General features: G+C 61.2%; 13 protein-coding genes. All 13 read right to left on the reverse strand.

All coding sequences use genetic code 11. The annotated features are described in order from the left end of the window. Positions 1 to 1,216, reverse strand: a 1,216-nt coding sequence (locus Q6E04_RS06490; RefSeq protein WP_303249981.1) for a DUF512 domain-containing protein, incomplete at its 3' end; no start/stop codon positions are given. Between the two features lie 60 nt (positions 1,217 to 1,276). Continuing rightward, positions 1,277 to 2,497, reverse strand: coding sequence for a murein hydrolase activator EnvC (locus tag Q6E04_RS06495; RefSeq protein ID WP_303249982.1), 1,221 nt, complete (start codon positions 2,495 to 2,497; stop codon positions 1,277 to 1,279). Between the two features lie 89 nt (positions 2,498 to 2,586). Beyond that, positions 2,587 to 3,414 carry a 4-hydroxy-3-methylbut-2-enyl diphosphate reductase gene (gene ispH / locus Q6E04_RS06500; protein WP_303249983.1) on the reverse strand — a complete coding sequence of 276 codons (828 nt, stop codon included), beginning with the start codon at positions 3,412 to 3,414 and terminating at the stop codon, positions 2,587 to 2,589. Positions 3,415 to 3,419: 5 nt separating this feature from the next. Beyond that, positions 3,420 to 4,232 (reverse strand): lysophospholipid acyltransferase family protein, encoded by an 813-nt coding sequence (locus Q6E04_RS06505; RefSeq protein ID WP_303249984.1) that lies wholly within the window; start codon positions 4,230 to 4,232, stop codon positions 3,420 to 3,422. Positions 4,233 to 4,240: 8 nt separating this feature from the next. After that, the gene (cmk, locus tag Q6E04_RS06510) at positions 4,241 to 4,918 is read right to left on the reverse strand and encodes a (d)CMP kinase (RefSeq protein ID WP_303249985.1); all 678 of its coding nucleotides are present in this window, start codon (positions 4,916 to 4,918) and stop codon (positions 4,241 to 4,243) included. A 99-nt stretch (positions 4,919 to 5,017) separates the two neighbouring features. Continuing rightward, a complete protein-coding gene (aroA, locus tag Q6E04_RS06515) occupies positions 5,018 to 6,352 on the reverse strand; it encodes a 3-phosphoshikimate 1-carboxyvinyltransferase (protein ID WP_303249986.1) in 1,335 nt (444 codons plus the stop codon). 30 nt (positions 6,353 to 6,382) lie between these two features. Continuing rightward, entirely contained in the window at positions 6,383 to 7,192 is an 810-nt protein-coding gene (locus Q6E04_RS06520) for a pseudouridine synthase (RefSeq protein ID WP_303250030.1), read from the reverse strand. Beyond that, the gene (gene scpB, locus Q6E04_RS06525) at positions 7,164 to 7,877 is read right to left on the reverse strand and encodes an SMC-Scp complex subunit ScpB (RefSeq protein WP_303249987.1); all 714 of its coding nucleotides are present in this window, start codon (positions 7,875 to 7,877) and stop codon (positions 7,164 to 7,166) included. Before scpB ends, Q6E04_RS06520 begins: the two co-directional genes overlap by 29 nt. Continuing rightward, positions 7,874 to 8,656 (reverse strand): ScpA family protein, encoded by a 783-nt coding sequence (locus Q6E04_RS06530; RefSeq protein WP_303249988.1) that lies wholly within the window; start codon positions 8,654 to 8,656, stop codon positions 7,874 to 7,876. The genes scpB and Q6E04_RS06530 overlap by 4 nt, the downstream gene beginning before the upstream one ends. Before the next feature lie 7 nt (positions 8,657 to 8,663). Then, positions 8,664 to 9,338, reverse strand: a complete 675-nt coding sequence (locus Q6E04_RS06535; RefSeq protein WP_303249989.1) for a site-2 protease family protein — start codon at positions 9,336 to 9,338, stop codon at positions 8,664 to 8,666. A 71-nt stretch (positions 9,339 to 9,409) separates the two neighbouring features. Further along, positions 9,410 to 9,877, reverse strand: coding sequence for a tRNA (cytidine(34)-2'-O)-methyltransferase (locus Q6E04_RS06540; protein ID WP_303249990.1), 468 nt, complete (start codon positions 9,875 to 9,877; stop codon positions 9,410 to 9,412). A 48-nt stretch (positions 9,878 to 9,925) separates the two neighbouring features. Continuing rightward, complete coding sequence (gene abc-f / locus Q6E04_RS06545; protein WP_303249991.1) at positions 9,926 to 12,001, reverse strand: ribosomal protection-like ABC-F family protein; 2,076 nt, start codon at positions 11,999 to 12,001, stop codon at positions 9,926 to 9,928. A 198-nt stretch (positions 12,002 to 12,199) separates the two neighbouring features. Continuing rightward, positions 12,200 to 13,840, reverse strand: a complete 1,641-nt coding sequence (locus Q6E04_RS06550) for a L,D-transpeptidase family protein (RefSeq protein WP_303249992.1) — start codon at positions 13,838 to 13,840, stop codon at positions 12,200 to 12,202. Between the last annotated feature and the right edge of the window lie 153 nt (positions 13,841 to 13,993).

Genomic DNA, 13,993 nt, shown 5'->3' on the forward strand with positions numbered 1-13,993 from the left:
CATGCGCCGACACGCCGCGTATGGCATGCGCCACATCGCAGCCGCACAGAAGGCCCGTCACGTCGACGTTTCCGCCGAAATACTCGTTTTTCACGAGCAGCGGAATCAAGCGGCCGGCAAGCTCGCTTTCGTCCATCATGGCCGCCATGCAATCGCGCTGCGCTTCGCCGAGGGCGTAATAGACATGCGCATCGTATTCCTCGAGCACCTTCGCCAAACGCGCGATGTCTTCGGCCGCGTCGTCCCATTCCATGATCTGGCTTCTCACGATGCCGATGCCGTCTTCGAACATGGAGAAATCGCCGTAATGAGACGCCGGCGGAATATGGGCCAGCACGTCGCCTGGATAGGCATTGCAGTAGAACTCGTCAGCCAGATGCACCCATGGATGGCCGCGCTCCTCCAAGGCATAGCGCTGGAAAGGCTCGACCGCGTCGACCACCGCACGGGCGTCGTCGGGATCGTTGAAGCTTTTCTCGAAACGCGTCTGGTGCTTGGTGAACCCGAGCGGCACGATGCCGACGTTTTCGATGCCCGGATGCGTATACGCCCATGCGAGCGTCTTTTTCAACTCGTCGCCGTCGTTGATGCCGGGAACGAGCACGATCTGGGCGTGCACCTCGATGCCGCCTTCCAGCAGGCGCTCGAGCATCGCGACTCCGTGCGGAGCGTGCTTGCCGATCATCTTCTTACGCAGCTCAGGCGTGATGGCATGCAGGGAAACGCGCAGGGGCGACACCTGGCGCTCGATGATGAGCTCGGCGTCTTCCTCACTTAAGTTGGTCAGCGTGACGAAGTTGCCTTGCAGAAAGCTCAGGCGCCAATCGTCGTCGCGCAGCACGAGCGTGTCGCGCGATTCCTCGGGAAGCTGGCGCATGAAACAGAACACGCACGCGTTGCGGCATGTGCGGATGCCGTCGAACACCGCGCCGTCGAACGTGATGCCCCAGTTCTCCCCCTCTTCGCGCTCGAGAACCACGGTGCCGCTTTCGCCGTCGAGATCGATATAGGAAAGCTCGATTTCGTCGTCGGCGCTATACCACTGCCAGTCGATGACGTCGCGCAGCGGATGGCCGTCGACCGCGCAGATCTTGCAGCCCGGCTCGAAACCCGCATCGTAGGCGGGAGAATCCTCTTCGACCTCGATGATCACCGCAGCGGTTCGCGCCGGATCGCCGGGATATTCCCGCACGCCGGCGCAAGCTTTGCATTCCATTGATGCTCCTATCGAAAAAGGGGCGGCCCGCATGAGGCCGCCCTCTGAGGTACGTAGTCGTTACCAGCCGAAATACGCCGTGGGATTGACCGCCGTGCCCGTGACTCCGTTCGGAGAGTTCACATTGATCTGGAAGTGCAGATGGGCGCCGGTGGAAAAACCCGTATTGCCGGAAACCATGATCTGCTGGCCCGCCGAGACCTTCTGGCCCACGCTGACCAGAAGCTGACTGCCATGCAGATACCAGCTCACGATGCCGCCGCCGTGGTTGACCGTGACGGCCTGGCCGCCCGTACCGAACCAACCGGACGTGGTCACCGTGCCGTCGGCCATGCAATAGACGGGCTCGTACTTGCAGCTCAAATCGACGCCTTGATGGTAATCGCCGATCGAAGCGCGCCATCCGAAACCGCTGGTGATGAACTTGCCGGGAGCAGGGTTCACCCAGCCCGACACGCTTGTCGAAGGCGTCGAAGAGGTTGACCCGCCGTTGGAAGGAGACGAGGGACGGGAAGCGGCGGCCTGCTGCTTGGCAAGCGCCTCTTCTGCGGCCTTCTTGGCGGCTTCCTCCTTCTCGCGCGCGGCGTCGGCATCCATGCGAATCTGCTCGATCTCGGCATGGATGGCGATGATGTCTTCGCTCATGCGGTCGTATTCCGCCTGAAGCGAAGCCTGAGCGCTTTCGAGCTCCTCTTTTGCGGCGCGCGCCTTCGAGAGCTCCTCGGCCGCGATCTGCTCCTGCTTCGAGTACTCTTCGCGGGCCGCTTCGGCCTCGGCCTTGGCGTCCTTGCTTTCCTGGACCAACTTGGCGTCCTGCTGGCCGATCTTTTCCATGGAATCCCAATTGGTCACGAAGTCTTCAAACGACTCCGAGCCGAAAAGCACGTCGATGAAAGACGGCTCGCCCTTGCGATAGATAGCCGTGGCGCGATCGCTCAGCTGTTCATGGAGCTGGGCGATACGCACGGTGGCCTCATCGATGCGGTCCTGGGCTTCGTTCATGGCGTCGACCGCGGCCTCATGGGCGTCGTTTGCCACATTATAACGTTCGAGCGCCTCATTGAACTGGGCCTGAAGCGCTTCGAGCTTCGCAGCCATTTCGTCTGCCTGGGCCTGCTTTTCGGCGGCGGAGGCTTCGAGATCGTTCGCCTTGGCGTCCAATTCATCGGATTCTGCAGCGTAGGCAAGCCACGGGAACAGCATCATGGCTCCGGCGGCGCCGGCTGCTTTAAGAAAATTACGGCGCGTCCAGCCGTGCAAGTGAGAGCTTGTTTCGGTCATAGTGTGATCGCTCCTGATCTGTCGAGCATTGCCGAGCAATGTCTTTGAACCCTATGATGATAGCAGGAGCGACACGCCCGCTTCCACTTTTACAATGTTTCCAAATAATCGACTACTGCACAGATCTGGTCATCAGGCGTCGAGGCGCCGGCGGTCACGCCCACCGTCTCGCAGCCTTCAAACCATGCGGAATCGATTTCATCGACGTGTTCGATGAAATACGAACGCTCGCAGTGGGCCTTGCAGATGTCGTAGAGATGCGTGGTGTTCGACGAGTTCTTTCCGCCGATAACCACAATGGCGTCCACTTCATCGGCCAAATCGGCCGCGGAATTCTGCCTCTGGCGCGTAGCGAAGCAGATCGTGTTCTTCACCACGGGTTCGATGCCGCGCGCGCGAATCGCCTCGACCACGGAATCGAGCTTCTCCTTGCTCTCCGTGGTCTGCACGACGATACCGACGGGTTCGATGAGCTCGTCGGGGAGCTCATCGACGTCGGCCACCACCACGGCACGCTCGCCCGCATGGCCGCACAGGCCTTTGACCTCAGGGTGCTCGGCGCGGCCGATCACGACTACCGTGCCGCCCGCATCGCGCAGCTCGCCTGCGGAACGCTGGGCCTTCGCCACATGGGGACATGTGGCGTCGATTACCGTCAAACCCTTGTCCTTGAGCTGCTGCAGCACGTGGGGCTCGACCCCGTGGCTGCGAATGACAACGATGCCGCTCTCGATATCGTCGACGCATTTCGCCGCCTTGACGCCCTGTTCTTCGAGCTGTTTGACAACGGTAGGATTATGAATCAGAGGGCCGAGCGTATAGGTATCGTCCTCGTCCATCATGGCTGCGACGGCCATATCGAGCGCACGCTCGACTCCGTAGCACACTCCTGCATGCTTCGCCCTGACAACGCGCATATCGGCTACTCCCCTTTTCGTGACATATCGCACCCCGCGAATGCGGAGGCGAAATCCTTCGCATCGGGGAAAAGCTCCCCCATATCGACCTGCTCGCGATCGATGTCGCGAGCAAGCGCATAGCACTCCCTCATGACATACCACGACGCGGCATCGAGCCTGTCTTCTTTGGGAAGAAAGTCGAAATCTTCCAAGAAAACCGGCGCCCCGAAAACCACCTCGATTTTCGGGAAATGAACGAGCTTGCTCCCCTTCGGCTTGATCTTCTCGACGTTGCGCACGCTCGACGGAACGATCGCGGCCTTGCCCATGCGCGCGATGAACGCCACGCCCGCATGCAGCTCGGGATCGGCCGTACCGCGTCCGCGGCGCGTGCCCTCGGGAAAGATTCCGACGACCTCGCCACGCTTGAGCATCGAGGAGGCGCGCTTGATAGCGGTCCTGTCGGCGCTCGAACGCTTGATGGGAAACGCCCCTACGCGCGAGATGACCTGGCCTGCCAGACCCTTCGCATTCGCGAACATGTTGTCGCGCGCCATGAACCTGATCCACTGGCTCGGGCGCGCCGACAACCACAGAAACACCGGATCGAGATACGACACGTGGTTCCCGGCGACGACGCATCCTTTTCCGTCGCGAAACGCGCGCACGTGCTCGACGCCTTCGACGGAGAACCTGAAGGCGACCTTGAACGCTGCGAACAAAACGCCGTAGACCACGTTGCCCACCAGATGAGGAATGGGCTTGACGCCCTTTCCTTCGCGCTCGGCCGAAGCCGCATCCATGGGCATGTCCCACATTTCCTTATATGCAAGCATCGGCGCCCCTAGAAGCCGCGTGCTGCGCGGGCGCGCCCGCAGATGTCGTCGATCACGTCTTCGATGGCGCGGCCCGTGGAATCCATCTGCACCGCATCTTCCGCGGCCGTCAGAGGAGCGGTCGCGCGGTTCGAATCGAGCTCGTCTCGACGCACGATGTCGGCGAGCACCTCGTCGAAGTCGACCGAGCCGACACCGCGAGCCTCGTTCTGCAGGACGCGACGACGGGCGCGCTCTTCGTTGCTCGCGGTCAAGAACACCTTGACCTCGGCATTCGGAAAAACCACCGTACCGATATCGCGGCCCTCGATGACGAAATCTCCCTCACGGCCGAGCCTGCGCTGCTGTTCGACGAGCGCTTCGCGCACGAGCGGATGCGCCGACACGATGCTGACCGAACGGTCGACCCGCGCGGTACGGATAGCATCGGTCACTTCGACGCCGTCGACGAAGACGCGCTTGGGAACGGGATCGCCTTCGACGTGGCCGAACGAGATGGCCTTTTCACGGGCGATGGTCGCGCAGCACTGCTCATCGGACAGGTCGAATCCTTCCTCAAGCGCGACCAGCGCGACGCAGCGATACATAGCACCGGTGTCGAGGCAGCTGAAGCCGAGGTTTTTCGCAACGGCCTTGGCGACCGTCGATTTTCCCGCCCCCGAAGGGCCGTCTATAGCAATAATCATGAAATGCCTTTCTTGAAAACCGTGCGCGCTATCGCAGACGCACTAGTATAAAGCGAAACGCGGAAATATGCCGCGGTCGCTTTCAGAAAGATGGCCGCATCAGGCGCGACGCGAGAGCGAGGCGATGTCGTCGAGGAAGCCGGGGTAACTTACCGATACCGCCTCGAAGCCGTCGACCTGTACCGGCACGGTTCCCGTCAGGCCGACAAGAGCCCAGGTCATGGCCAGGCGATGGTCGCCACCCGAGGAGAATCGGAGCCCTTCGGGCACCTTCAGGCCTGGATCGCCTTCGATATAAAGGTCGTTTCCATCCATCCATGCGTTGACGCCGAGCTTGGCGAGCCCGTCGATGATAGCCGCGATACGATCCGTCTCCTTCACGCGCAGCTCGCTCACTTCGCGGAATACCGTGATGCCGCGCGCATGCGCCGCCACGAGAGCGAGTACGGGAACCTCGTCGACGAGCGATGCGATCTTTTCCGCAGGAACCTCGCAGCCGTGCAGGTTCTCGCAATACTGGACCGAAATGATGCCCGAGAGCTCTTTGCCCGCCGACGCCACGCCACGACGAGACGCGTCGACGCCCATCTGCTCAAGCGTGCGCAGGAAGCCGATGCGAGCGGGATTGAGCGAAACGCCTTCGATCTGGATGGCGCTTCCGGGCATAAGGGCCGCGGCGCACGCAAGAAATGCCGCCGATGACGGATCGCCCGGAACATCGATTTCACAGGCCTGCATCGAGGCGGGGCCGCTCACCTGGGCCATGCCCGACGCCGCCGTGGTCTGCACGCCGAAACGCGGCAGCATGAGTTCGGTGTGATTGCGCGAAGGAGAAGGCTCGACGACGCGCGTGACGCCCTCCGCTCCGATACCTGCAAGCAAAACAGCCGTTTTCACCTGGGCGGACGCAACGGGAGAATCATAGTCGATCGCGCGCAGCGAACGCGTGCCGCGAACCGTCAAAGGAAGCGTTCCCCTGTCTTCGGGATAGAACCGCGCGCCCATCCTGGAAAGCGGGGCGGTCACGCGCAGCATAGGGCGGCGGCGCAGCGAATCATCGCCCGTCAGCTCGACTTCGATATCCCACGGCGCGAGGATGCCCATGAGCAGTCTGACGGTCGTTCCCGAATTGCCGCAGTCGATCGGCGCGTCGGGCGTTCGCGGACCCCGTGCGCCCCAGCCGGTGATCCCGCCCGCAAGGCTTCCATCCGCCATCTTCTCCAGCACGACACGAGCGCCGAGCTGCTGGACGGCGCGAACCGAGGAGCGCACGTCATCGGAATCGAGCACGCCGGAAAGGCGGGTCGTGCCTTCCGCCATGGCGGCGAACAGCACCGCCCTATGAGAAATGCTCTTGTCCCCCGGCACATGCGCGCTGCCCATCAGGGGGCCTTCGAGCGGTTCGATAGTCGTGGTTTTTGCCTGCGTATCCATAATCGCTCCTCGTCGTCGACCGACACGCGTCTAAGCGCGCCCTGAAGCGGATTCTACCACTGCGCCCTCGAGCCCGGCAGCACGACGAAGCGCCGCCACCTCATCCTCGTCCAAGACACGCCATGCGCCTTCCCCGAGGCCGCGGAGCCCGAGCGGGCCGAAGCTTTTCCTATGCAACTCGACCACTGGATGCCCTACGAAGGAACACATTCTTCTGACCTGGCGTTTCCTTCCTTCATGGATGGTGATGGAGACGAGCGAGCGACCATGCGACGCATCGAGCAGCTCTACTTCGGCCGGAAGCGTCATGCCGTCGTCGAGCAGCACGCCCTCGCGAAGACGGCGCGCTTCGTCAGGCGTCATGATGCCGTCGACCAGCGCCTCGTAGGTCTTGTCGACGTGCTTGCGCGGATGAAGCAGCCCGTTGCCAAGCTCCCCGTCCGTCGAGAACAGCAGCAACCCCGTGGTGTCGTAGTCGAGCCTGCCGATCGGGAAAAGCCCCGGATAGCGATCGTGCGGCACGAGGTCGGCGACCGTCGGGCGGCCTTGGGGGTCCGACATCGTGGTGATGTAGCCTGCAGGTTTATGCAGCATGATCGTCACGGCGCCGTCGGCCAGGCGCACCGTCATGCCGTCCACGGTCACCGTGTCCACGCGGGGGTCGACCTTGCTGCCCAGCTCGGTTGTCACCTTGCCGTTCACGCGAACGCGACCCGCAGTCATGAGGTTTTCGCTCCCCCGCCTGCTCGCAACGCCCGCACGGGCGAGAAACTTCTGCAAGCGCATCGGCACGATACGCGTCTTTTCGGTCTCATCGGACAAGGCCGTCCTCCTTTGCATCATAGGGCTCGAACTCGAACTCGTCGGCAAAATCCGATACGAAGCCCGCATCGAGCGCAGCATCTTCGTCATTGCAGGACGCAGCAGCCTCGTCGGCCTGCGCCCTGGTTATACCGAGCCTCTCCCCGATAAGCTCGCGTGTCCGTTCGTCGGGAGCGAACTGCTCGAGGTCGGGAAGGTCGGCCGGGCTGGCAAACCCGAATTTCTCGAGAAACGTGCGCGTGGTCGCATACAGCATCGGCTGCCCCGGGCTGTCCGCATCCTTGCCCGCCTCTCGAACCATCCCCTTTTCGACAAGCGAATTAAGGGGGCTATCAGAATTCACGCCGCGAATCGACGCCACCTGGGAGCGCGTGACCGGCTGACAGTACGCGACCACCGCGAGGGTCTCGAGCGCCGCCTGGGAAAGACGGCGCGTATCCCACGAGAGCACGTAACGCTCGACAAGAGCGTGATAACGCGGGTGGGTATACAGCCGCCAGCCGCCAGCCACCTCGCGCAGCTGGATGCCCGATTCGCCCGCCGCCAAACGGTCTTGCAGCGTTGCAAGCGCCGCAACGACTCGCATGCGGTCGATTTCGAGCATCTCGGCAAGCGTCGAAGCGGCAACGGGCTCGTCGCTGACGAACAGCAACGCCTCGATTGCTCCCGGGATGTCGGAATCGGGCAGGTCTTGAAACGTCATGACCACTCCTTTTCATCCTCTTCGCCGAAGACGAGCTCGCCGCTGTCCTCGATGAAGTCGATGGCTATATCGGCGAAAGGCCTGTCCTGACCAAGATCGACCATCGTGCGCTTGTAAAGCTCGAGCAGAGCGAGAAAGCTCGCCACCCGCACCGCAAGCGTCGGCGCATCGGCCAGAACCTCGCTGAACATCATATGCTTGCGTTCGCTGATACGGCGATGGATCGAGCGCACATGCGTCTCCACCGGAATAGGCTTGGCGGCGATATGCTCGCTTTCCAGCAGAAACACATCACGACGCGCGAGGGCGCGGGCCGCCAGGCGCCCGAGATCGTCGAGCGAGGTCTTCTTGAGATAATCCGGCGCCAAGTCGCGGAATTCCTCATCGGGCCCGAACAAGCGAGGATGCATCAGGCCTTCGTGCTCGAAGCGCGCACCGAGGGCCGCGGCCGCGTTTTTGAACTGCTTGTAGACGATAAGCCGCTCGACCAGCATGTCGCGCGCCTCGCTAGGCGAAAGGTCCTCCAACTCGTCGACGCCCTCCTCCTCTTCGCATGGCAGAAGCGCCGCCGCCTTGATTTCGAGCAGCGTCGACGCCACCAGGAGGAAATCGCTCGCGACGTCAAGATCGAGCTGCTGCATACGGTCGACGTAGGCCAGATACTGATCGACGATCCGCGCCACCGAAATGGAGCCGATATCGACCTTCTTACGGCTGACCAGGTAAAGCAGCAGATCGAACGGCCCCTCGAAGCTATCTATGCGCACGCGATAGGACATAGTCCCCCTATATCGCGAACGGGAAGAGCAGGCGCGCCAACGTACCTGCCGTGATGTCGAGATAAGCGCCGATCGGATTGACGTGAAGGATGTACGGAACAAGCAGCACCACGACCATGAACACCGGCAGCGCATATTGCTGGATACGGTAGTAGCGAATAAGCTGCTTGTCGCTGAGGAACAGCGCGATCACGCTGGAGCCGTCGAGCGGCGGCAGCGGAATCAGGTTAAAAAACATGAGATACAAGTTCACCAGCGCGAACATGGGCAGGAAGAACAGATAGAAATAGAAGAACAGCTCGCTTTCCGCCACGAGTTCGGGCGCCGAAGGATAGAACAGCCATGCGACGACGCCGGCAAGCAGCGCCATGACTAGATTGGCAGCAGGACCGGCGAGGCCGACGATGGCCTCGCCGGTCCTTTTGTTCTTGAAATACGACGGATTGTACGGCACAGGCTTCGCATAGCCGAAGATAGGGCCGCCAAGGGCCAACAGGAGCAACGGCATGAGCACGGTGCCGAACGGGTCGATGTGCTTGAGCGGATTAAGGCTCAGGCGTCCGCGGTTCTTCGCCGTCGGGTCGCCGAGCTTCGCCGCCGCGAACCCGTGGGCCACTTCGTGGAACACAATCGCAGGGATGAAGCTGAGTACGGAACAAATAAGGTAAGGAATAGAAGTCATGATCTCGCAGTCTATCGCAGGGGCGGTTCTTCCCGCATGGAGCGGGCATTTTCCTGTAACAAGCGGGGTACTTATTCGAGCCCCGCGAAGGATGTCTGGCGCATAGCCTCATACGCGCCGATGGCGACGGCGTTGCTCAGGTTGAGGCTTCGCAGGTCTCGGCGCATGGGAATGCGTACGCAGGCATCGCTGAAGCGCTCCAGGTATTCGAAGTCGAGCCCGCGGCTCTCCCTTCCGAACACGAGGTAGGCCCCCTCGCCGTAAGTCACATCGGAATACGAACGCAACGCGCTACCGGTGAACAAATGCAGCTCGTCGTTCGCGTGAGCCTCGAAAAACGCCTCGGCGCACGGCCATCGGATTATTTCGACTTTGTCCCAGTAATCGCAACCGGCGCGCTTGATATTGCGGTCGGTCAGGCGAAAGCCCATCGGCTCGACGAGATGCAACCGAGCGCCCAGACACGCGCACGTACGGGCGATATTGCCCGTATTCTGCGGAATCTCCGGCTCGACGAGCACGATGTTCAAAGGCTCCATTGCCTTCCTTTCTTACGATTGCGGTCAAATCCCGAAAGCGCGGACGCCTTAGGCATCCTGCTGGCGGGCCATCTCCTCCTCAAGTTCCTCCGTGAGCAGGAACCACTCCTCCTCGGCTTCGGCGAGGCGCTTCTTGAGGCGAGCATGCTCGGCCACGGCATCGGAGCTTGCCGATTCGTTGATATAGAAATCAGGATCGGCCATAAGCTCGAGAAGCTCCTTCATGCGCATGTTATCGCTTTCCATCTGTGCATCGAGTTCCGCAATACGCTTACGATGGTGCTTCAAGGCGGCATAGGCCCTGTTGCGAGCCTCGGCCTCGCGGCGCTTCTGTTCTTTGGACTTCGGTGCGCTGGCGCGCGGAGCGGTCAGCTCGACCTGTTTGCCGGAAACCGCAGGAGCAGGCTGGGCCGCCTTCGCTTTCGCACGCTTCTCCTTCGCGGCGCCGCGCTTGGCGCGGGAGCGCACATCGCCCTCAGGCTGATCGAGAAAGTCTTCGAGCGAAGATGCGGACAGGTCGCCGCCCTGTTCGAGCTGGCCCGACTTGAACAGGTAATAGTCGTAATCGCCGTCGTAGACGGTCATCTTGCCTGGAACGACCTCCACGATTTTGTTCGCAACGCTGCGGATAAGATGACGGTCGTGCGTAATCAAGACGATCGTGCCTTCGAAGCGGTTAAGAGCCTGTTCAAGGATGTCGGCGCTCGCGATATCCAAGTGATTGGTGGGCTCGTCGAGGCACAGAAGCGGCGCAGGGGCGACGAGCATCTTCGCCAAAGCGAGACGGCATTTCTCGCCGCCGGAAAGCACGCCGACCTTCTTGTCGACGGCATCGCCCTGGAAGAGGAATGCGCCCAGTAAGCTTCTGACTTGGCTGATCGTCCAGCCAGGAGCCACGCGGTCAAGCTCCTCGAACACCGTGTTGCCCGGATAGAGCTCTTCGAGCTGATGCTGAGCAAAATAGGTCTTGCTCACATGCACGCCGTATTCGACAGAACCCGTATCGGGTTCCAGCGCGCCCGCTATCATCTTGAGCAGCGTCGACTTGCCGGCTCCGTTCGGACCGACCAGGGCCACCTTGTCGCCGCGAAAAATCGAGAAATCGAGGTTTTCGTAAACGTGCTTTTCGCCGAAGCTCTTCGACACGCCTTCGAGCTGGACCACCATGTCGCCGGTGCGAGGCGGCTGCACGAAGTTGAAATGCACCGTTTTCTTCTCCTGGGGCACTTCGATGCGCTGGATCTTCTCGAGCTTTTTCACGCGGTCCTGGACCTGCTTGGCCTTGGTGGGCTTGTAGCGGAATTTCTCGATGAACGCCTCCATATGGGCGATTTCTTCGGCCTGCTTCTCCGCCTCCTGCTTCAGACGCTCGATATGCTCTTCGCGCTGGCGCAGGTACGACGAGTAGTTGCCCTTGTACAGCTGCAGACGGCCGCCGTCGATTTCCGCGACGCGATCGACCATGTTGTCCATGAAGGCGCGGTCATGCGAAACCACAACCACGGCGCCTTCGTAGCCGCGCAGGAAGCCCTCGAGCCATTTCACGCTCTCAAGGTCGAGGTGGTTGGTCGGCTCGTCGAGCAGCAGCACGTCGGGCTTGCGAATCAAAAGCTTGGCCAAGGCGATGCGCATCTGCCAGCCGCCCGAGAACTCGTTCGTCGAGCGAGACATATCCTCTTCTTTGAAACCGAGACCGAACATGACGCTTCTGACCTGGGATTCAAGAACGTAGCCACCTAGCGATTCGTAGACGTCGCGAGCGCGGCCGCACGCCTTGAGCGCTTCAGGCGTCGGATTGTCTCCGAGGCTCTCTTCAAGCTGTTGCAAACGACGTTCCGCATCGAGCACCTCGGACTGGCTGGAAATGACCTCCTCGAAAATGGAGCGGTCGTCCATCTCGATAGCCTCCTGCTCGAGGTAGCCCGCCACGGCACCGCGAGCGAATACGATCCGGCCTTCGTCCGCATCCTCATGGCCCGTGATGATATTGAGCAGCGTCGTCTTGCCGGCGCCGTTCGGACCGACCAGCGCAAGCCGGTCGTGCGCCTCGAGGCGGAAATTCACGTCGGAGAACAGAACGCGCCCGCCGAAGCTTTTGGACACGTGTTCTATCTGCATAATCATATTCGTTCACCCTCATACGCACGGAAGCGTCTGGCGGCATGGCCGTCAGACGCAACCGAGAAAATCAATTGCCTGGAAATCAATCGCCTAGTCTACACGATTTCGCATCCCCGCTTCTAGACGGAGCGAAACTCAGATCGAGCCGTTTCGACGGGGCGAGGCGCAACGCATCGGAAGGCAGATCCGAAAGGCGGCAAGCTACCAGTGCACGATCACCGCATCGCCCACCTTGATAAGGCCGAACAACGCAGCAGCCTTATCAACCGAAAGATTAATGCAGCCATGGCTTCCGTAGGTCTTATAAGCCTCGGAATCGCCGAAGACCTTGGCAGGCTGCCAAGGCGCATCGTGCAGACCGACCATATTGCCCACGAACGGCATCCAGTACGCGACCGGAGAATCCCATTCGGGCTTGTTGGTTTCGGGGTCGATCGGACCGCGCAGCGATACGTTCTGCTGAAGGTTTTTCAACGAGTAAACGCCCGTGGGCGTATCGTCGCTGCCGTTCGGCTTGCCCGTTACGACGGGGGCGTCCCAAACAAGAGCACCCGATGCATCATAATAATAGGCATGCTGCTCGGTCAGGTCGATGTCGCAGTACGCATCCCAATCGTGGCCGGGACCCGTATAACCGTTACCCGTCGAAGAACACGGGATGCATAAATCGCCCACGGTTCCGTTGCTCACCGCTTCTTGCACGGCGGCTATCAGCGCGGCCGAATCGACCTTCCAGCCGTAATCGCCGCCGCCGATTTCGACATGCTTGCCATCGGGACGAGTGTAAGACCGCGTCGTACCCACCGTGTCGAGCGAAGACGCAAGTTCGTTCGCCCACGCATCAAGAGCAGCGCTATCGAGCGTCGGTTCCATGCCCTCGTCGAACGTGATCCACTGCGAAATGATCGATCCGTCGATCTTGGAGATTTCCGTTCCATCGGTAGACGATTTCAGAACCACATCGCAGCCGATCATTGTATTCGCCTTCTCTGCAGCAGAGTTCAATCGATCGTCTCCGACAAGAATCTCGGGCCTGATCAGCACTTCGTCGGTCAGTTTCACCGAATCCTTCATGGAAGCGATGGCCTGAGCAGCGGCCTGGATCACATCGTCCGCAGAAACCTGCTTGCCGCACACCTCGTCCGCAACTACATAAGCGTTTTTATCCTCATCGAAAACCACATGGGCATCGGCGGACGGTTCGGCCGTCTCATTGAAGGCATCGACCGCCTCGTGCACAGCCGCACTGAGCGATTCGGTGTCGCTTGCCGCCGCCATGCGCTCGGTCTCGTCATGATTGCCGCCGATGCGCAGCGGCCATTTCCAAGGATCGGAATCGGCGAGCGCGGCTTCGATGATAGCGCGAGCATCGACACCGATGCCGGCCTGAACGGACGAGATGGTGAAATCGAGCCCCTGGCCTTCGACCTGCAGCGTGTAATCGCGCTCAGCGTCGGCCAGCATGGCCACCGCCTCGTCGGCGCCCTTCATAGACAAATCGAGCGTACCCATGACGGTGTTCGGATAGAAACGCCCTGTGAACGTGACGGCGCCCGCTACATAAACGACCGCAAGAAGCAAAGCGATAGCTCCCGCAACGATCGCAGCGATCTTTCCCTTGCGCGACTTCGGTGCCTGGTCGAATGACGCGCCGCCCGACGCAGGCCGCATAGGACCAGGCTGCTGAGAAGCGGCCTGGTGCTGGACCCCACGCCCGCGGCGGGAAACGTCGACGGGCATAACAGTCGTCGAGCCGGGAGCGACACCGGGCGTCACGCGGGCGTGCGCGCCCTGGCGCGCCTTCGCCGAAGCAGCGTCGGCAGGGCGATATACTGCCGTCACGTCGGGATCGAACGCCCCTGACGCGGGAGGTCGAACGCCATGCCGATCAGGAGAAAAGCTCTGATGCCCAGCCTGTTCGCGCGTCCCTCCCGGAAAAGACTGCTTCTTTGCTTCTTTTTTACCGCTCACGCCTGCCACCCTTTATTGGTAAAT

This window comes from uncultured Slackia sp. (assembly GCF_959608125.1).
Classification (GTDB): domain Bacteria; phylum Actinomycetota; class Coriobacteriia; order Coriobacteriales; family Eggerthellaceae; genus Slackia.